We start from the raw sequence: 18,561 nt of genomic DNA on the forward strand, positions 1-18,561 counted from the left end.
TACTGATTCAATATAAATTATTGAGCAGCAGCAGCTTGAGCAGCAGCAACTTCGTCAGCAAAGCTCATTTCAGCTTTCTTCTCAATACCTTCACCTACTTCGAAGCGAACGAATTGAGCTACAACAGTACCCGTTGCTTTTAATACGTCAGCAACTTTCTTGTCGTTGTCGATAACATACATTTGACGATCAAGCGCAACTTCGTTCAAGTATTTTTCAACTGAACCAGTCACCATTTTCTCAACGATGTTTGCAGGCTTACCAGATTCTAATGCTTTCGCTTCAGCAATTTCTTTCTCTTTAGCGATCAAGTCAGCAGAAACTGATTCAGCATTTACAGCAACTGGGTTGAACGCAGCAACGTGCATTGCAATACCTTTACCAGTGTCAGCATCACCTGTGTAAGAAACAACAACACCGATTTTTAAACCGTGCTTATAAACAGCCAAGTTTTCGCCTTCAACGATTTGAGCACGACGAACTTGAATGTTTTCACCAATTTTTTGAACAAGTGCAACACGAGCTTCTTCTACAGTTGCGCCATCTTCAAGCTTAAGTTCAGCAATTTTTGCAGCATCAGTTTCATTTGCAGCAAGTGCAGCAGCAGCAACTTTATCAGAGAAGTTTTTGAAGTTTTCGTCTTTAGCAACGAAGTCAGTTTGACAGTTAACTTCAACAAGAATTGCTTTATTACCGTTTTGGATGATAGTGATCGCACCATCAGCAGCAATGTTACCTGCTTTTTTAGCAGCTTTTGCTTGACCTGATTTACGAAGGTTATCAATCGCAAGTTCAATGTCACCGCCTGCTTCTGTTAATGCTTTTTTGCATTCCATCATTGCAAGACCAGTACGGTCACGTAATTCTTTTACCATGCTTGCAGTAATTGCAGTCATGTTGATCTCCTAAAATCGGTAGAAAATAAATCTGTTCAACAAAAACGGCCCAAAGAAACTCTGGACCGTTTGCAATCTCGACGCTTAATTTGCCACCATTACATGTCGCAAAAATGACAAGCTTGCGTCAAACCGCATTAAGCCTCAGAAGCGTCTTTTGCAGCGTCATCGCCTTTAGCTTGTGCATTCGCTTGTGATTGAGCATATTCTTTACCAGCAAGAATTGCATTTGCCATAGCTGATGCATATAAAGTTACTGCACGGATCGCATCGTCATTACCAGGAATAACATAATCAACGTTATCTGGGTTAGAGTTTGTATCAACGATACCGATTACAGGAATACCTAAGTTTTTCGCTTCTTTGATTGCAATCGCTTCGTGATCAACGTCGATTACAAATAATGCGTCAGGTAAACCACCCATGTTTTTAACGCCGCCTAAAGCACGTTCAAGTTTTTCCATCTCACGAGTACGCTCTAAAGCTTCACGTTTAGTAAGCTTAGCAAAAGTACCATCTTGAGATTGAGTTTGAAGATCTTTTAAACGGTTGATAGATTGGCGAAGTGTTTTCCAGTTCGTCAACATACCACCTAACCAACGGTGATCTACATAAGGTTGACCAGCACGTTGAGCTTGTTCACGGATGATGTTAGAAGCAGCACGTTTAGTACCAACGAACAATACTTTGTTCTTTTTGCTTGCAAGATTGTTAACAAAGTTCAAAGCATCATTTAACGCAGGAACAGTGTGCTCAAGGTTGATGATGTGAATTTTGTTACGCGCGCCGAAAATATATTGACGCATTTTTGGGTTCCAAAAACGAGTTTGGTGACCAAAGTGTGCGCCTGCTTGAAGAAGGTCGCGCATGCTTACGTTGTAATCTGCCATTTTCTTTACCTTAAAGTTTGGGTTAGGCCTCCATATATCCGCATTCTCCACCTATTGCTAGGCACCCAGAGTAATGTGTCGATATATGTGCGGATTTTTGATAACTATTCATCAATTTTTCGCACAACTTTTATAAGCAAAATTGTCACGAAAAGCATTTGATAAAATAGGCGGCTATTTATACCATAGACGCTTGTAAATTACCAAAAGTTTTTAGAGATCATGAACACGACTTATACAGCTCCTCGTCGATTAATCAAAACGCCCGAAGAAATTGAAAAGATGCGTGTTGCAGGAAAACTGGCGGCTGAAATTTTAGACATGATTAAGCCGTATATTAAAGCAGGCGTAAATACCCTAGAACTTGATACAATTTGTCGTAATCACATTGAAAATGTACAACAAGCAATTCCAGCATGTGTTGGCTATGGCGCTGCACCTGGTCGCCCAGCATTTCAACATTCGATTTGTACTTCGGTTAACCATGTCGTTTGTCATGGTATTCCCTCTGAAAGTAAAGTTTTAAAAAATGGTGATATTCTCAATATTGATGTAACAGTCATTAAAGATGGTTATCACGGCGATACCAACATGATGTATATCGTTGGTGGAGAGACTTCTATTCTTGCGAATCGTCTCTGCCAAGTTGCACAAGAAGCCATGTATCGTGGTATGGCTACGGTTAAACACGGCTCTTATCTTGGCGATATTGGACATGCAATCCAACAATATGTTGAGTCTGAACGTTTTAGTGTTGTCCGTGAATATTGTGGTCATGGTATTGGCAATGTCTTCCATGATGAACCACAAGTTTTACACTATGGTCAGAAAGGTACGGGTATGCGCTTAGAAGCAGGCATGACCTTTACCATTGAGCCAATGGTCAATGCAGGGGTTTGGCAAACAAAACTTTTAGGTGACAAATGGACTGTCGTTACTAAAGACCACAAGCTTTCAGCTCAGTATGAACATACCATTTTGGTAACAGAAACAGGCATCGAAGTACTTACTGCTCGCCCTGAAGAAGATTTATCTCGTTTTATGTAATTTATTTCGTTAAATAAAAGCTACTTCGGTAGCTTTTTTTCATATTCATAATTTCTTCATCAATTCATCTAAATCAAACAAAAGTCTTCATAAGCATAACAATTATAAATTTTAACTAAACAAACCATTTAGTAAAAATGGTTTATTTTAAGTGGAATAAAAAGTTCCTTATAAATCGGACATGGAGTCCTCACTATGAAAAAACACATCCTTTGTGTTGCTATAGGTATTGCTGCAACCCTACCCACTATGAGCTTTGCGGAGTCACCTTATTTTAGTTTAAAAGATGGTGATGGTTTCAAACGTTTCTCTCTTTCGGCTGGTTGGTTACATGCCATGCCACAAGGTTCTGCAAATCCTATTAATATCAATACGACTGTAGCTGAGGGAACACAATCTAAAGTAGGTGATGTGTCTAAACAAGCCGTACTAGATGCAGCAGTCAAAGATTCCAATCCAATCGTTTACGACGCGATTAATTTATGGCCAACCGATACTGTATCGGGTCTTGCAACAGGTACAGCTACCATTAAAGGATTATCCAACTGGCAAAGCCAAGGTACAGGTTTAGAAGCGGACAATGTAGATACCGTCGGTATTATGGCGAATTATCACTTTACTGATAATTTATCTCTAGAAATTAAGGCAGGAATTCCTCCAAAAGTTGATATTAAAGGAAAAGGTGACATATATGCACCATTGAGTGGATCAGCAAGTACTATTTTAGGTGATATTGACTTAAAACAGGATCTTCACATCACAGATCTGACCCAAGGAGGCAAAGCAGCAACTGCACGTGCTTGGCTACCTGCGGTAGAACTCCATTACCAGTTTGGTAAATCAGGCGTGAATAAATTCCGACCTTACGTTGGCGCAGGTGTGATGTATGCTTATTTTAATGATCTTAAAATGAACTCAGGCATAGAATCTGATTTAGTAAAAGCTGGCCACATGATCCAAAATATCCATGACGGCAAAGCAGGAGCTGCCTTAGATGGTAAGACATCATCAGCAGATCCTATTGTCAAATTGGAAGCGACTGATACTTTTGCTCCGATTGTCACAGTAGGCGCAACTTATGATTTCAATCCGAATTGGTTTGCCGTTGGATCAGTTTCTTATTCAAAAATGAATAATGAAGCAAAAATCTATGTGACTGACCGCAATACAGGTAAAGAGTTGATCCAAGCAAATACTAAAATTGATATAGATCCACTCATTACTTATTTAGGCGTTGGCTATCGTTTTTAGACAAAACTTTAAAAAAAACAGCTTCGGCTGTTTTTTTTATTTATCGCCACCTTTTAAATCATCATGCATAAAAAACATGCACCAATTGCAATCATTTTCGAAATAATGAAGAAACATGAATATCAATAAAGCATATGAGATTCATTGATAAATAGCATCCATCAATACAAATAATATTGTAAATATAATTATATATTAATAATTATAGAGTTAATTTTAAATTTTGATCAAATTTACTCCTTGGCACACTCCTTGCTAGTAGAAATCATCATGAATCAACGACGATTCATAAAAATTTGCTGGCGGCCAATGAAGTCCGTTCTGTTCGGTTTGTGTATGCAGAAATATTGCATAACAAAAATATATTTCGTTCAGTTCAGGGGAAGGTTATGTCTTCAAAAATGAATCTAAATGCGAAGAAAGCAACTGAAATAAAATTATTTAGCTTTTCAACGCCTGCCATGCGTGCTTTTCATATGACTTGGCTCGCATTCTTTGTATGTTTCTTCGCTTGGTTTGCTTGTGCACCATTAATGCCAGTCATCAAAGGTGAATTTAATCTAACCAAAGACCAAATCGCAAACATCAATATCGCTGCGGTTGCAATCACAATTCTGATCCGACTCATTGTTGGTCCATTATGTGATAAATATGGCCCTCGTAAAACGTATACTGCACTTTTAATTCTAGGTAGTATCCCTGTTTTCGGTGTTGCTGCTGCAAATACCTACGAATCTTTCCTATTCTTCCGTCTCTTAATCGGTGCAATTGGTGCGAGCTTTGTCATCACCCAATATCACACCAGTGTCATGTTTGCACCGAATGTCGTCGGCACAGCCAATGCTGCTTCTGCAGGTTGGGGAAATGCGGGGGGAGGTGCAACACAAGCAATCATGCCATTAATTCTCGGTGCAATTGTGATGTTTGGCGTTGAACAAGCAATGGGTTGGAGAATTGCGCTGCTTGTACCAGGCATTATGATGGTAATTGTTGGTGTACTTTATTGGAAACTTACACAAGACTGTCCTCAAGGTGATTTTAAAGAATTACGTGCGAATGGCGTAGAAGTTGGTAGTGGTAAGAAAGGTGGTGTTGCTATCTTGATGCAAGCTGCTCGTAACTATCGTGTTTGGATTCTATTTGTTTCTTACGCAGCATGTTTCGGTATTGAAATCTTCATTCATAACATTGCGGCAATGTACTATGTCGACCACTTCAACATGGGTTTAAAAGAAGCAGGTTTAACTGCGGGTATCTTTGGTCTACTTGCCTTATTCGCTCGTGCTTTAGGTGGAATTGTTTCAGATAAAGTTGCGATTTCAAAAGGTTTAGATGGTCGTACAAAAGTATTATTTATTCTTATCTTATGTGAAGGCTTGTTCCTCATTCTCTTCTCACAAATGAATACTGTAGCTCTTGCTATTATCAGTATGACTGTCTTCGCGCTATTCACGCATATGTCTTGCGGAGCAACTTATGCTTTAGTTCCTTTCATTGACCGTAATGCACTTGGTGGTGTGGCGGGCATTATTGGTGCTGGTGGTAATGTTGGTGCGGTTGCAGCAGGCTTCCTACTTAAAGGCTTACTAGATGTTCAAACTTGCCTCATGATTTTAGGTGGTCTTGTAACTGTGGCCGCTTTCGGTGTCATTCTCATCCGCTTCTCTGTAGAACATAAAACGAAAGAACAACAACTGTTTGACCAAGCTGTGCTTGAACGCAACTCTGTCACCTCTTAATCATCATTCACTTAGTGCGGGGAAACTTACCTTTCCCCTGCACAATATCTAAATTAAATCCAGAAATTATAATCTCTCAGGGGTCTCAATATGAAATTGAATCTTCTTAGCTTTGCTATGCTCAGCATTTTATCAACAGCTACATTTGCCGCAGATAACTTTCTAAGCCAAACTAAATTTTCTCTCGATAGTCGCCTGCGTTACGAATTGGTTGACCAAGATAACCAACTAAAAAATGCTGATGCTTGGACTTTGAGACTACGCCCTTCACTTGAAACTGGCTCTTGGAATGGCTTAAGTGCATTTGTACAAGGAGAAGGCACTGTCGAAATTAATGATCATTTCAATAGTACACGTAATGCTGAAACAAACTACAGTACAGTCCCTGATCCTCAAAACCTACAATTGAATCAAGCTTATTTAAAATATGCTTATAGTCCAAAGTTTGATTTAAGTATTGGTCGTCAAGCTATTAATTTAGATAATCAGCGCTTTGTAGGCTCCGTAGCTTGGCGTCAAAATGATCAAACCTTTGATGCGATTAGTTTAAATATTAAACCTTGCAAAGAGTTTGGTTTGTATTATGCCTATATTGATCAGGTCAATACTATTTTTGGTAGTGAAGATGCAAAACCTAAATTTGTAGCAGCCCAAGATGGTAAACAAAACAGTCAAATTCATTTAATTCAAACTAAAATGAATTACAACCCATTGTTAAACGCAACAATATATGGGTATTTGATGGATTTCGAGGATTTAAGTGCTTGGTCAAATCAAACCTATGGCTTACGCTTAACAGGTAAGAAAAACAATTTTAGATACGTTGCTGAATATGCCAAACAAAGTGAATATGCTGAGCAACCTATAAATTATGATGCAGATTATTATGCATTAGAATTAGGTTATAGCATCACGGATAAAGGCTCAGCACTGGGTGAAATCGCACTTGGCTATGAAGTGCTTGGTAGTGATGATGGAAAAATTGCATTTCAAACCCCATTGGCGACTAAACATAAGTTTAACGGATGGGCTGACTTATTCTTGACAACGCCTGTGAATGGTTTGACTGATTTGTACATTTCATCAAGTTTTAATGTATTTGGTAAAGGTAAATTAGGCACTGAACTACATCAATATCGTAGTGATGAAAAAAATATGGATTATGGTCAAGAATTCTCTATTTCTTATTCTCATGCTTTGCCTATTAAAGGTTTGTCTGCCCTAGCAAAATTCTCAGATTATCAAGCGGAAGAGTTTTCTGTAGATACTCAAAAGTTATGGCTGCAAATGGATTATAAATACTGATATTGAGTCGTTGTAATTTAATTATAAAAAAACTGTCATCAAATCATCAAATTTCGATGATGTAATGAAAAATAAAAAACTCCAAAATTTGCAAAAAGCTTGCTGATCGACCTTTATCAGCAAGCTTTTTTCTTTTCATAAATAAAAAGGCTACCTGTGTAGCCTTTCATATTCACATTAAATCATAAGATCATATTAGTCTTGAGGCTTAGGCAATGGGATATATTGCGACTGCGCATTTAGTTGGGTTTTTCTCTCTCCAACTTTTACTTGCATGCTCTGTTGCTTACCATCTCGTTCAATCACCAGATCAATTACACTTTGTGGTGCTTGCAGTGCAACATAGTTGATTAAATGTGAGGCTGAAGTAATTTGCTCATTATTGACTTGAATAATTTTATCGCCGCGTTTTACACCTGCCGCATCTGCTGGACCATCACGCAAGACATCAGCAACAACGACTCCAACAGGTTTCGCAGTCAATACGTCCTCATCCATCGTATTAGGAATTAAGCTAATACCTAACCAACCACGAACAACACGACCATCTTTCAAAATTGAATTTAATACTTGCTGACAAATTTTCGCTGGAATTGCAAAACCAATCCCTAATGAACCGCCTGATTGAGAGAAAATCGCAGTGTTTACGCCGATTAAATTCCCCGCAACATCAATTAATGCACCGCCTGAATTACCAGGATTAATCGCCGCATCAGTTTGAATAAAGTCTTCATAGGTATTGATACCTAAATCTGAACGACCTGTCGCCGAAATAATCCCTTGCGTAACTGTTTGTCCCACGCCAAATGGATTACCAATTGCAAGTACAACATCGCCAACTTCATTACCACTGAGTTTAAACGGTAGAACAGGAAGCTTGTCTAACTCAATTTTAATCACAGCTAAATCAGTATCAGGATCTGTACCAATGACTTTCGCTTCAGCACGACGACCATCATGCAATGCCACCACAATATGCTCTGCCTGAGCAATCACATGGTTATTCGTTAGAATATAACCATCTGCACGAACGATAACACCTGAACCTAAACTATTTTCATTTTGAGGCTGTTGAGGGGCTTGATTACCAAAAAATTCACGAAATACAGGATCACTCAACAAAGGATGATTCATCTGTTTCACTTTCTGAGTGGTAAAGATATTCACCACAGCAGGCGCAGCAACTTTTACGGCAGCACTATACGAAACAACACCACCTGTTCGAGTTGTATCAATCAGAGGTTCAACCTTTTCAGCAGGCATTTTGACGCCATCAGCAGCGACTGTTGGTTTCGGCTGATGTGATTTCTGCCAAGCCAGAAAACTAAATATAACAACAACGAGTAAAACCCAAGGTAACCATGTAAATGCACGGCGCACGTTTATTATCCTCTAGGCAAAATTATGTTATGGACAAGTTTATTTATTGAAGAAGAACAACAACTTTCAGTTATTGTAAAGTAAATTGATTTAAAGCAATGTAAAAGTTAAAAAAGTTTTGTCTAGCTTTAGTTACATTTAAAAATATGCTTTTATTAATCTGAATCTATAAATGTCATTCAGTTGAGGAATCGCATGGCAAATTTGCATGATATTGTGCAATGGTGTAATCAAACCCTAAAAGTTAGTGAGTTTAAAGATTACGCACCCAATGGCTTACAAATTGAAGGCACGCCTGAGGTAAATAAAATAGTCTGTGCTGTTACAGCCTCAGAAGATGCAATTAATGCAGCTATTGCGCAGCAAGCAGATGCCTTACTTGTCCATCATGGTTACTTTTGGAAAGGTGAAGCCTACCCTATTACAGGTATGCGTGGTAATCGAATCAAAAAATTAATTCAGAACAATATCTCTTTGATCGCCTACCATTTACCTTTAGATGCACACCCAGTACTCGGAAATAATGCAGCGATTGCTGATTTAATCGGTTTAAAAAACTTAGAAGCATTAGATTCATCTGAAAAATATCCGATTGGAAACATTGCTTATTTAGAGCATGCACTTAGACCTGAACAATTCAAAGCAAAGTTACAGGCTATTTTTGATTTTAATGTGATTCATTTGCCGAGTGAGAAAACTCAAATCCAAAAAGTAGGATTTTGCACAGGCGGCGCTCAAGATTTTATCAATAAAGCAGCAGAAAAAGATTGTGATGCTTATATTTCTGGCGAAGTCAGTGAGCGTACTTTTTATGAAGCCAAAGAATTAGGGGTTCATTATTTTGCCTGTGGTCATCATGCAACTGAACGATATGGCGTACAACGCCTTGCTCAAGCAATTACAAATCAGTTTGCTGTAGAAACTATCTATTTCGAACTAAATAATCCGATTTAATAGAATTGACGAATCCGATTTTATTTATCGTTTTTAATTGAACCTTTATTGTATATCGTTCTTTAAAAGACTGCCCTATTATCTTTGGAATCATTTACAATAGAGCCACTTAACGTAAAACCCAGCAATTGCAAGGATTGGAACATGACAACCATTACTTTACCTGCACTTCCGTATGGCTATGATGACTTAGCTCCGCATATTACTCGCGAAACTTTAGAATACCATCACGATAAACATCACAATACTTATGTTGTTAACTTAAACAACCTAATCAAAGGCACTGACCTTGAAGGTAAATCTTTAGAAGAAATCATCAAAGCTTCTGCTGGTGATGCTTCTAAAGCAGGTATCTTTAACAATGCTGCACAAGTATGGAACCACACATTCTACTGGAACAGCATGAAGCCAAATGGTGGTGGTAAACCAACTGGCGCAATCGCAGCTAAAATCGAAGAAGCTTTTGGTAGCTATGAAAAATTTGCTGAAGAATTTACTGCTGCTGCAACAACTCAATTTGGCTCAGGTTGGGCTTGGTTAGTTGCTGATGAAGTAAATGGTAAATTATCAATTACTAAAACTGCAAACGCAGATACTCCGCTTGCTCATGGTCAAGTTGCAGTATTAACAATCGACGTTTGGGAACATGCTTACTACATTGACTTCCGTAACTTACGTCCAAAGTACATCGCAACTTTCCTAGAAAGCCTAGTGAACTGGGACTATGCAAATGCAAAACTTGCTGGTCAACCAGCAGGTGTTGAGAAATAATTTTTATTTCTTGAATAAAAACTGCCCACTTCGGGCAGTTTTTTTATAATTAAAAATTAAAAAGCATATTTATCAAGCAAACGATTCATTTTATTTATTATTCTTATTGACGCATCTGAAATTCACCCCTAAAATGCGCATCAGATTCTCCAATAGCTCAGTCGGTAGAGCGACGGACTGTTAATCCGCAGGTCCCTGGTTCGAGCCCAGGTTGGAGAGCCAATCTACTATTCTTCCATAGCTCAGTCGGTAGAGCGACGGACTGTTAATCCGCAGGTCCCTGGTTCGAGCCCAGGTGGAAGAGCCAAGATTCTAAAAACCCATATCATTGATATGGGTTTTTTTTATATTAAACACAATGCATACCTTTAAAAATATATGGTCTTATCATAATGCGTCTTATATCGCCAGAAACTGCACCAAAATTTCAACTTATAGATAGCTATGGCAGAGTAGTTCGACTAGACTCAGGTAAACGCACTTTACTTGCATTTTTTCGTGATACAAACTGTCCTTTTTGTAATTTTAGAATTTTCCAATTAACACAACATTATAAAAAACTTTCGGATGAAGGCTTAGAAATCATTGCATTTTTTTCATCAACACATGAAGAAGTCAATGAATTTGTAAGAAAACGCCCTCGCCCTTTTACGATCGTCGCCGATCCTGAAAATATCGCCTATCAAGCTTATGGTATTGAACGATCAATGGCACGCTCTGCTTATAGCGTTTTTCGACATTTCGTCTCATGGGTTTTAGGCATCAAAATAATTGGGGCTGAGGGTTTAAAAAAGAATCTACAAAATCCAAGTGATATTATGCCAGCAGATTTTTTAATTGATGAGCAAGGTTATATTATTGAAACATATTACGGTTCTGATGCTAGCGACCACATTCCATTTGAAAATATTTATAAATTTTTAAATGCTGATCAGAACCCTAAGTAGTCTACAACACATCGTGTTTAATTGATTTATGCAAAAATGGCGTGTTTAGCGACTAGGCACACCGCTATGAAAACGGAAAGTATCATCTGGCGTTAAAATTAGATTCTTTTCCACTGCACGAATATGCTCAATCCGTTGCTGGATCGTCTCTTCTGGATCTTTAAGTTTCGCCGTTTTTGCAACATCTAAAGCTAAAGCCAAATAGTCCTCAAAATGACGAGATTCAGACTTAAGTAAGTAGCGGTAGTAACGCCCCAGCTCATCGTCTACAACAGGTGCCAGCGCATAGAAGCGTTCACACGAGCGTGCTTCGACAAATGCGCCAATAATCATAACATCAATCAATGCTTCAGGCTCATAGGTCCGGATTTCTTTACGCAATCCACCTGCATAGCGCCCTGCACTCAAACCCTTCCACTCTTGGCCACGTTTGTTCATGAATTCCAAAACCTGCTCATAATGCAGCATTTCTTCACGCACCAATTGCGCCAATTTCACTTGCAGATCTGTAAAAAAGCTATAGCGGAACATCAAATTCATGGCAGTACTTGCCGCTTTTTTCTCACAGTTAGCATGATCTTGCATTAATACATCAAGATTATTAACAGCTTCATCCAACCATGCTTGTGGAGTACTACAACCCAAAAACTCGATTACAGGCTGCATCAACTCATCATAATTTACACTACTCATCAACTTATCTCGCAGCAGCCTGAATCGCTGCTTTCATATCTGTTACTGCTTGAGCCAGACCAACGAATACACTATCAGCAATAATCGAATGACCAATGTTGAGTTCATAAATTTCTGGAATTGCTGCAATTGCTGCCACATTATCCAAATTCAAACCATGCCCAGCATTGACAACCAAACCTTTAGCTGCTGCATATTCAGCACCTTTGATAATACGAGCCAATTCAGCTTGTTGCTGCTCATCTGTCTCGGCATCAGCATAAGCACCCGTATGGATTTCAATGGTGGGTGCACCACATGCGACAGCTGCGTCAATTTGTGCCAAATCTGCATCGATAAACAAAGACACATCACTGCCAATCGCTTTCAGTGCTTCAGTTGCCGCCTTCACTTTTTCAAAATGCCCAATCACATCCAATCCACCTTCCGTGGTCACTTCTTGACGACGCTCAGGTACAAAGCAAACATGCTGAGGTTGAATCTCTTTGGCAAACGCAACCATTTCATCAGTTACCGCCAATTCCAAATTCATACGTGTTTTTAATAATGGACGCATACGACGTACATCATCATCTTGTATATGACGGCGATCTTCACGCAAATGTAAAGTAATCCCCTCAGCACCAGCCTGTTCACACAACAAAGCAGCCTGAACTGGATCAGGGTAAGTTGTACCACGTGCTTGTCTTAATGTCGCAACATGATCAATGTTTACACCTAAGATTGCAGCCATAAAAAATATCCTATCGGTTTAGCCCTGAATCATTATTTTCAATACATCAGGAATATCAAGTTTGTGTACTTTGAATCCAAAGTTGACGGCTTTTGAGCGGTCGATCACCCAACAAGGAGCTAATCATTTGACGGTATAGTTTACCCAATAATTGCAATTGTTCGTGAGAAAAATCCTGCCCATCTTCATAACTTTGCATTGAAGCAATCAACATACCATCAAGTGTTGAACGCGAGGCTTGTGAAACTGGCAGAAAGCCATCATTGAGCTGAAATTGATAATGCTGGTTGACCTGAATGTCTTGTTGACTCGCATCTGTTGAGAAATCAATAGCGTAGCCAAGTTCCACCAATAATACATGCTCAAATTGACGCAAAATCTGCCGAAGAAATACAGCAGCTTGTTCGTGTGTCGCCAATTGCTGTAATAGCACTAAAATCAACTGATATTGTTCAAATGTTTGCGGCATCATCTCTTCTAAGGGACATAGTCGCAATAGAATTTCATTTAAATAAAAACCGGCAAAAAATGCATCACCATGAAAAAATACAGGTTGATTCAGAATTTCCAGTTTTGTAAAGTTTTTTAGTTCAGATTTGCCTGTGGCTTGCAGACGAATAGGCTGATATTGCGGCGGTGGGGTCTGTCTTAGAATCCCATCCACCCGCCCATATTCTTGTGTAAATAAATGCACAATATGGCTTTTTTCACGATATTTACGATGATGAATCAAATAACCATGTAGGACTTCATTGCGCATCATAGTACGAGACTAGTCCTTCTTTTTCTCATCCTTTTCTTCATCATCGCCATCGGGAATCACTGCGCCAACAACCGCAGCAGTTCCTTTAACAACACCTTTAGTGGTCTTATAAGCAACTTTAACAGGTACAGTCACAAGCTTGTGAATACAGCCTTGTAACATGAATACACATGTCACAATCGCGAATATACGAATTGTTGTTTTCATACCTGTTTCCGTTATCTTAAATGCGATTAAATATCGCTATAACCCAAGCTTTTGAGTGCACGCTCATCATCAGACCAACCACCTTTGACTTTCACCCAAAGCGTTAGCATAATTTTTTGCTCAAACATTTTTTCCATGTCTGTACGTGCATCCATGCCAATGCTTTTCAACTTCGCACCCTTGTCGCCAATCACAATTGCTTTTTGCCCTTGGCGTTCTACAAAAATGGTCGCATCAATATATGTACATGGCGGCTTTAAACGACCTGTTTTTTCATTTACGGCTTCTTCTTCAGTTTTAAATGATTCAATTTGAACCGTTAAATCATATGGCAGTTCTTCACCTAACTGACGCATAATTTTCTCACGAATGATTTCACTCGCAAGGAAACGCTCAGAACGATCAGTAATCTGATCTAATGAATACAAAGGTGGTTGATACGGCAGATATTTTTCAATCGTGTCACGTAAATGATCTAAATTCGCACCACGCAATGCTGAAACTGGAACAATTTCAGCAAAATTCATGAGCTTGGCACGCTCTCGAATCAGCGGTAAAGCTTCATTTTTATTTTCGAAAGTATCTAGCTTATTGATCACGAGGATCACAGGCATCTCTGCATTTTTAAGCTTTTCCAAAACCAATTCATCGTTTTGAGTCCACTTTTGTGCATCAACCACAAATAAAACCAAGTTCACATCACGCAATGCAGAATGTGCGGCACGGTTCATCATCTTATTGATGGCACGTACTTCTTTCTTATGCATCCCAGGCGTATCTACAAATACCGCCTGTGATTTCTCACGTGAATCAATCCCCACGATCTTATGACGTGTGGTTTGTGGTTTACGTGAAGTAATCGATAGTTTTTGACCTAGGATATGATTCATCAAAGTTGACTTACCCACGTTTGGGCGACCAACAATTGCAACAAAACCGCTTTTAAAATCTGAAGGAATTGTTGTTCCTTGAGAACTAAAAAATTGATCAATTAGATTATTGCCATCTTGCTGTTCAGTTGCTTCTGGCTTATTTTCTTCTGAATGAGACATCAGGTTATTGCTCCAATAATTTTAAAATCTCTGCCGCTGCCGTTTGTTCGGCAAAACGACGACTTGAGCCCTCGCCTATAATTTTTGGCAATCCCGCTACATCACATTCCACTTTGAAATGTTGATTAGGGGCATCACCCTGAATATCTACAACCTCGTAAACTGGGAGAGGTTTTTTACGTGCTTGTAAATACTCTTGCAAACGTGATTTAGGGTCTTTCAGTTGATCTGTCGGTTCGATATGATCAAGATATGGCTCATACCATTTTAACACAATGCGTTCGAGCAAGTTGAGATCATTACTGTCTAAATAAATAGCACCAATAATGGCTTCAACCGTATCAGCCAAAATCGATTCACGGTGATGTCCACCTGATTTTAACTCGCCAGTGCTTAAAATTAATGACCGACTGAGTTGCAAATCATTTGCGATTTTTCCTAATGCTTCCTGTCGAACCAAAGTCGCACGCATTCGCGTTAAACGACCTTCATTTTCCAACGGATAGGTATTGTACAAATAATTTGCAACGATCATTCCTAATAATGCATCGCCTAGAAATTCTAGGCGTTCATAATTATGTTTATGGCTGACCGAGCGATGGGTCAAAGCCAGTTTTAACAATTCAAACTGTTTAAACTGGTAACCTATTCGACCTTGCAGCCGTGTATCATTGAGTTTGGTTTGCAGATTTTTGGTCAAAAGTCTTCTCAAAATTCATCACTAAACTAATATTCAGCATGAAAGGCTTCCGCACTTCATACTTTTTCATTACAACTAAATCATCTTTATAAGTAACTTCAGCAATATCCTTGAAATGTATATCACGAATATTATTCATCTCTAAACGTTGATCCATCTGAGTATAAAATTTACTTGGTGTAATATTTCCAGGACTTTCTTTCAACAAAGCTATTATCTGATTATCAATAATTTTGTCATCCCAATAGGCAGGCCAAATTGCAATGACTGCTTTAACGGTAATAGCAAAAAAAATCACTCCGAATAATATCGCGATATAGGATGCCCCTTGTTGAGATTTACGCATCTTTATACTTCCTATGTATTTTTATTTAGTTAATCTTACCATTACGATTGAAACTTGGCAGGTTAAAACCAGGTTCTTTATGCATCCAAACATAAAAAGCACGACCTGTTAAATTTGCTTCAGGGACAAATCCCCAAAAACGACTGTCCGCACTTTGATCTCGATTATCACCCATTGCAAAATACTGTCCTTTTGGCACAGTTACTTCCCAATCCTGCCCATTACTTTGAATAAAAACATTATTTTCTTTGGCAACAAATGGAACGAGTGCATCAGCTCCACGTAACTTTGCAAATTGAAATTGTTCTGCTAAAGGATTACGACCATCTAAATAACGAATTAAATGCTGGTGTTCACCTAATGTTTCTTTAAAGTAATAAACTGTAGGAGTTTCTAATTGATCTTTATCACGTTTAAATTCAGTTGCTACTTTAGCAATTTGCTTTCCGTTAATAATTAATTGACCAGCCTTAAACTGAATGTGATCGCCTGGCAAACCCACTACGCGCTTAATATAGCTAATGGTTGGTTGGGGTGGATAACGAAATACGATGACTTCACCACGTTTTGGCTCACCTACATCAATTACTTTTGCATTTACAATCGGTAAGCGCACACCATAATCAAATTTATTTACTAAAATAAAATCACCTGTTTCCAAGGTGGGCACCATAGAATCAGATGGAATATTAAATGGTTCATATAAGAAAGAACGAAGGATTAAGACTACTGCTAACACGGGCCAAAAATCATATGCCCACGTTATAACAAAATTTTCCTGATCACGCCCTTTATTTGCACGTTGTTTTAGTACAAATTTATCGAGTAGCCACACTAGAAAAAAAATCAGTGTAACTGGTACCAGAATCAAATTAAAATCAAAATCCACACGCCCTCTCCCGCAGCCTAGCTGCTCGTTTTGCAGCTAGGTAAATTTATTTACCTAGCCTCTCTCTTTTTATCTATCCACTTTCAATACAGCTAAGAACGCTTCCTGAGGAATTTCAACACTTCCTACTTGTTTCATACGTTTCTTACCTTCTTTTTGTTTCGCAAGAAGTTTCTTCTTACGCGAAACGTCACCACCATAACATTTTGCCAATACGTTCTTACGCATGGCTTTTACGGTAGAGCGTGCAATAATTTGTGCACCAATTGCTGCTTGAATTGCAACATCATACATTTGGCGTGGAATCAAATCTTTCATCTTCTCAACCAACGCAATACCACGATGACGCGCATCTTGACGGTGACAAATCATAGCTAAGGCATCGACCTTTTCACTATTAATTAACACGTCAACCTTAACTAATGATGAACTCTCAAAACGTACGAAGTTGTAATCTAAAGATGCAAAACCACGTGAACAAGATTTCAACTTATCAAAGAAATCCATGACCACTTCTGCCATAGGAATTTCAAAAGTGATTGAAACTTGATTACCCAAAAATTTCATATCTTTTTGAACACCACGACGTTCAATACACAAGGTCATGACATTACCTAAATATTCTTGTGGCACAAGAATATGACACTCTGCGATCGGTTCACGTAAATCTTCAACTGTTGAACCATCTGGCATTTTCGACGGGCTGTCGATATAAATGATGTCACCTTTTTTGGTGAGCGCTTCATAGATTACTGTCGGTGCAGAGCTAATCAAATCAAGATCATACTCACGCTCTAAACGCTCTTGTACGATTTCCATATGTAGCATGCCCAAGAATCCACAACGGAAACCGAAGCCTAAAGCATCTGAACTTTCTGGTTCAAAGAATAATGCTGAATCGTTAATTTGTAATTTTTGTAGTGCTTCACGGAATGGTTCGAAGTCACTTGAATCAATTGGGAAAAGACCCGCATAGACCTGTGGTTTAACCTTTTTAAAACCTGGTAAAATAGCAACATCTGGTGTGTTTGACAAAGTAATCGTGTCACCTACAGGCGCACCAAAAATATCTTTAATCCCAGCAATAACGAAGCCAACTTCACCAGCTTCCAAAATATCGGTTTCAGTATGTTTAGGGTTGAATACACCCACAGACGTTACAGGATGAGCTTGCCCTGTAGACTTCACCAACATTTTATCGCCCTTACGGATACGACCTTGCTTGATACGCACGAGAGAAACAACGCCAAGGTAATTATCAAACCATGAATCGATAATTAACGCTTGTAATGGCGCATCACGATCACCTTCTGGTGCAGGAATGACATCGACTAAACGCTCTAATACACCTTCAACACCTAAACCTGTTTTCGCTGAACACGTCGGTGCATCTGTTGCTTCAATCCCGATAATTTCTTCAATTTCGTGAATGACACGCTCAGGTTCAGCTTGAGGTAAATCAATCTTATTTAAGATCGGTAAAACTTCTAGACCTTGCTCGATCGCCGTATAGCAGTTCGCTACAGATTGTGCTTCAACACCTTGCGCGGCATCGACGACTAAAAGCGCACCTTCACATGCCGCCAAAGAACGTGACACTTCATAAGAAAAGTCGACGTGCCCTGGAGTATCAATAAAGTTTAATTGATACTCTTGACCATTTGGATGCGTGTAATACAAAGTAACGGATGCCGCTTTAATGGTAATCCCTCGCTCACGCTCAATCTCCATAGAGTCTAATACTTGAGCTTGCATCTCACGATCTTGTAAGCCACCGCACATTTGAATAAATCGATCTGCCAAGGTTGATTTACCATGGTCAATGTGAGCAATAATCGAGAAATTACGTATATTTTTGATATCTACGGATTTTTTAGCTTGCGCCATGGGTTACCTTAACAAAATAGAATGCTCGAAACTTATGACAAGTCATGAGCCAAAGCGGTTTAACAAAATTGTTGGGGATTATAGCAGAACAGCATTTCAAAGTATTCAAAA

Annotated in this window: 19 protein-coding genes and 2 tRNA genes; 9 read left to right on the forward strand and 12 right to left on the reverse strand. The window is 38.9% G+C overall.

All coding sequences use genetic code 11. From position 1 onward, the window contains the following. Window positions 1-17: 17 nt before the first annotated feature. Window positions 18-896, reverse strand: coding sequence for a translation elongation factor Ts (gene tsf / locus ACN19N_RS10170; protein ID WP_004661274.1), 879 nt, complete (start codon window positions 894-896; stop codon window positions 18-20). Between the two features lie 137 nt (window positions 897-1,033). After that, on the reverse strand, window positions 1,034-1,786 hold the full coding sequence (rpsB, locus tag ACN19N_RS10175) for a 30S ribosomal protein S2 (protein ID WP_004661273.1): 753 nt from the start codon (window positions 1,784-1,786) through the stop codon (window positions 1,034-1,036). A 222-nt stretch (window positions 1,787-2,008) separates the two neighbouring features. Here rpsB and map point away from each other — a divergent pair, with 222 nt between their 5' ends. The 4 genes from map to ACN19N_RS10195 all read left to right on the forward strand — a co-directional run bounded on the left by map (window position 2,009) and on the right by ACN19N_RS10195 (window position 7,128). Then, complete coding sequence (map, locus tag ACN19N_RS10180) at window positions 2,009-2,833, forward strand: type I methionyl aminopeptidase (RefSeq protein WP_004661270.1); 825 nt, start codon at window positions 2,009-2,011, stop codon at window positions 2,831-2,833. Window positions 2,834-3,028: 195 nt separating this feature from the next. Continuing rightward, window positions 3,029-4,084 carry an OmpW/AlkL family protein gene (locus ACN19N_RS10185; protein WP_269229989.1) on the forward strand — a complete coding sequence of 352 codons (1,056 nt, stop codon included), beginning with the start codon at window positions 3,029-3,031 and terminating at the stop codon, window positions 4,082-4,084. 389 nt (window positions 4,085-4,473) lie between these two features. Then, entirely contained in the window at window positions 4,474-5,823 is a 1,350-nt protein-coding gene (locus tag ACN19N_RS10190) for an MFS transporter (protein WP_241307293.1), read from the forward strand. 90 nt (window positions 5,824-5,913) lie between these two features. Then, window positions 5,914-7,128 (forward strand): alginate export family protein, encoded by a 1,215-nt coding sequence (locus tag ACN19N_RS10195; protein ID WP_420001267.1) that lies wholly within the window; start codon window positions 5,914-5,916, stop codon window positions 7,126-7,128. A 195-nt stretch (window positions 7,129-7,323) separates the two neighbouring features. Here the strand turns inward: ACN19N_RS10195 and ACN19N_RS10200 are convergent, their stop codons facing one another. Continuing rightward, window positions 7,324-8,508: a S1C family serine protease gene (locus ACN19N_RS10200; protein WP_269229987.1), complete on the reverse strand. Its 1,185-nt coding sequence runs from the start codon at window positions 8,506-8,508 to the stop codon at window positions 7,324-7,326. Window positions 8,509-8,703: 195 nt separating this feature from the next. Here ACN19N_RS10200 and ACN19N_RS10205 point away from each other — a divergent pair, with 195 nt between their 5' ends. The 5 genes from ACN19N_RS10205 to ACN19N_RS10225 all read left to right on the forward strand — a co-directional run bounded on the left by ACN19N_RS10205 (window position 8,704) and on the right by ACN19N_RS10225 (window position 11,180). Continuing rightward, entirely contained in the window at window positions 8,704-9,462 is a 759-nt protein-coding gene (locus tag ACN19N_RS10205; RefSeq protein WP_420001268.1) for a Nif3-like dinuclear metal center hexameric protein, read from the forward strand. A 144-nt stretch (window positions 9,463-9,606) separates the two neighbouring features. Then, window positions 9,607-10,233, forward strand: coding sequence for a superoxide dismutase (locus ACN19N_RS10210; RefSeq protein ID WP_005202479.1), 627 nt, complete (start codon window positions 9,607-9,609; stop codon window positions 10,231-10,233). A 146-nt stretch (window positions 10,234-10,379) separates the two neighbouring features. Then, window positions 10,380-10,455, forward strand: a tRNA-Asn gene (locus ACN19N_RS10215). Between the two features lie 9 nt (window positions 10,456-10,464). Beyond that, window positions 10,465-10,540 (forward strand) — tRNA-Asn (locus tag ACN19N_RS10220). 85 nt (window positions 10,541-10,625) lie between these two features. Beyond that, complete coding sequence (locus ACN19N_RS10225; RefSeq protein WP_269229985.1) at window positions 10,626-11,180, forward strand: peroxiredoxin family protein; 555 nt, start codon at window positions 10,626-10,628, stop codon at window positions 11,178-11,180. 45 nt (window positions 11,181-11,225) lie between these two features. Here ACN19N_RS10225 and ACN19N_RS10230 read toward each other — a convergent pair whose 3' ends face one another. The 9 genes from ACN19N_RS10230 to lepA all read right to left on the reverse strand — a co-directional run bounded on the left by ACN19N_RS10230 (window position 11,226) and on the right by lepA (window position 18,450). Continuing rightward, window positions 11,226-11,873, reverse strand: a complete 648-nt coding sequence (locus tag ACN19N_RS10230) for a tRNA-(ms[2]io[6]A)-hydroxylase (RefSeq protein ID WP_269238214.1) — start codon at window positions 11,871-11,873, stop codon at window positions 11,226-11,228. Window positions 11,874-11,877: 4 nt separating this feature from the next. After that, entirely contained in the window at window positions 11,878-12,606 is a 729-nt protein-coding gene (gene pdxJ / locus ACN19N_RS10235) for a pyridoxine 5'-phosphate synthase (RefSeq protein WP_269238215.1), read from the reverse strand. 55 nt (window positions 12,607-12,661) lie between these two features. Further along, a complete protein-coding gene (gene recO / locus ACN19N_RS10240; protein ID WP_269229982.1) occupies window positions 12,662-13,369 on the reverse strand; it encodes a DNA repair protein RecO in 708 nt (235 codons plus the stop codon). A 9-nt stretch (window positions 13,370-13,378) separates the two neighbouring features. Beyond that, on the reverse strand, window positions 13,379-13,576 hold the full coding sequence (locus tag ACN19N_RS10245) for an NF038104 family lipoprotein (protein WP_269229981.1): 198 nt from the start codon (window positions 13,574-13,576) through the stop codon (window positions 13,379-13,381). 26 nt (window positions 13,577-13,602) lie between these two features. Then, window positions 13,603-14,628: a GTPase Era gene (gene era / locus ACN19N_RS10250; protein ID WP_269238216.1), complete on the reverse strand. Its 1,026-nt coding sequence runs from the start codon at window positions 14,626-14,628 to the stop codon at window positions 13,603-13,605. 4 nt (window positions 14,629-14,632) lie between these two features. Continuing rightward, the gene (gene rnc / locus ACN19N_RS10255) at window positions 14,633-15,328 is read right to left on the reverse strand and encodes a ribonuclease III (RefSeq protein WP_249569875.1); all 696 of its coding nucleotides are present in this window, start codon (window positions 15,326-15,328) and stop codon (window positions 14,633-14,635) included. Beyond that, complete coding sequence (locus ACN19N_RS10260; RefSeq protein WP_269238217.1) at window positions 15,297-15,674, reverse strand: DUF4845 domain-containing protein; 378 nt, start codon at window positions 15,672-15,674, stop codon at window positions 15,297-15,299. The genes rnc and ACN19N_RS10260 overlap by 32 nt, the downstream gene beginning before the upstream one ends. 25 nt (window positions 15,675-15,699) lie before the next feature. Continuing rightward, window positions 15,700-16,563 carry a signal peptidase I gene (gene lepB, locus ACN19N_RS10265; protein ID WP_004661246.1) on the reverse strand — a complete coding sequence of 288 codons (864 nt, stop codon included), beginning with the start codon at window positions 16,561-16,563 and terminating at the stop codon, window positions 15,700-15,702. 69 nt (window positions 16,564-16,632) lie between these two features. Continuing rightward, window positions 16,633-18,450, reverse strand: a complete 1,818-nt coding sequence (gene lepA, locus ACN19N_RS10270; RefSeq protein WP_269229977.1) for a translation elongation factor 4 — start codon at window positions 18,448-18,450, stop codon at window positions 16,633-16,635. Between the last annotated feature and the right edge of the window lie 111 nt (window positions 18,451-18,561).

The organism is Acinetobacter sp. LF10, assembly GCF_048585715.1.
GTDB lineage: Bacteria > Pseudomonadota > Gammaproteobacteria > Pseudomonadales > Moraxellaceae > Acinetobacter.

What these genes read in the sequence shown, in the direction of transcription:
- tsf (WP_004661274.1), bottom strand. Translation starts at nt 896, where the DNA reads ATGACTGCAATTACTGCAAGCATGGTAAAAGAATTACGTGACCGTACT.
- rpsB (WP_004661273.1), bottom strand. Translation starts at nt 1,786, where the DNA reads ATGGCAGATTACAACGTAAGCATGCGCGACCTTCTTCAAGCAGGCGCA.
- map (WP_004661270.1), top strand. Translation starts at nt 2,009, where the DNA reads ATGAACACGACTTATACAGCTCCTCGTCGATTAATCAAAACGCCCGAA.
- ACN19N_RS10185 (WP_269229989.1), top strand. Translation starts at nt 3,029, where the DNA reads ATGAAAAAACACATCCTTTGTGTTGCTATAGGTATTGCTGCAACCCTA.
- ACN19N_RS10190 (WP_241307293.1), top strand. Translation starts at nt 4,474, where the DNA reads ATGTCTTCAAAAATGAATCTAAATGCGAAGAAAGCAACTGAAATAAAA.
- ACN19N_RS10195 (WP_420001267.1), top strand. Translation starts at nt 5,914, where the DNA reads ATGAAATTGAATCTTCTTAGCTTTGCTATGCTCAGCATTTTATCAACA.
- ACN19N_RS10205 (WP_420001268.1), top strand. Translation starts at nt 8,704, where the DNA reads ATGGCAAATTTGCATGATATTGTGCAATGGTGTAATCAAACCCTAAAA.
- ACN19N_RS10210 (WP_005202479.1), top strand. Translation starts at nt 9,607, where the DNA reads ATGACAACCATTACTTTACCTGCACTTCCGTATGGCTATGATGACTTA.
- ACN19N_RS10225 (WP_269229985.1), top strand. Translation starts at nt 10,626, where the DNA reads ATGCGTCTTATATCGCCAGAAACTGCACCAAAATTTCAACTTATAGAT.
- ACN19N_RS10230 (WP_269238214.1), bottom strand. Translation starts at nt 11,873, where the DNA reads ATGAGTAGTGTAAATTATGATGAGTTGATGCAGCCTGTAATCGAGTTT.
- pdxJ (WP_269238215.1), bottom strand. Translation starts at nt 12,606, where the DNA reads ATGGCTGCAATCTTAGGTGTAAACATTGATCATGTTGCGACATTAAGA.
- recO (WP_269229982.1), bottom strand. Translation starts at nt 13,369, where the DNA reads ATGATGCGCAATGAAGTCCTACATGGTTATTTGATTCATCATCGTAAA.
- ACN19N_RS10245 (WP_269229981.1), bottom strand. Translation starts at nt 13,576, where the DNA reads ATGAAAACAACAATTCGTATATTCGCGATTGTGACATGTGTATTCATG.
- era (WP_269238216.1), bottom strand. Translation starts at nt 14,628, where the DNA reads ATGTCTCATTCAGAAGAAAATAAGCCAGAAGCAACTGAACAGCAAGAT.
- ACN19N_RS10260 (WP_269238217.1), bottom strand. Translation starts at nt 15,674, where the DNA reads ATGCGTAAATCTCAACAAGGGGCATCCTATATCGCGATATTATTCGGA.
- lepA (WP_269229977.1), bottom strand. Translation starts at nt 18,450, where the DNA reads ATGGCGCAAGCTAAAAAATCCGTAGATATCAAAAATATACGTAATTTC.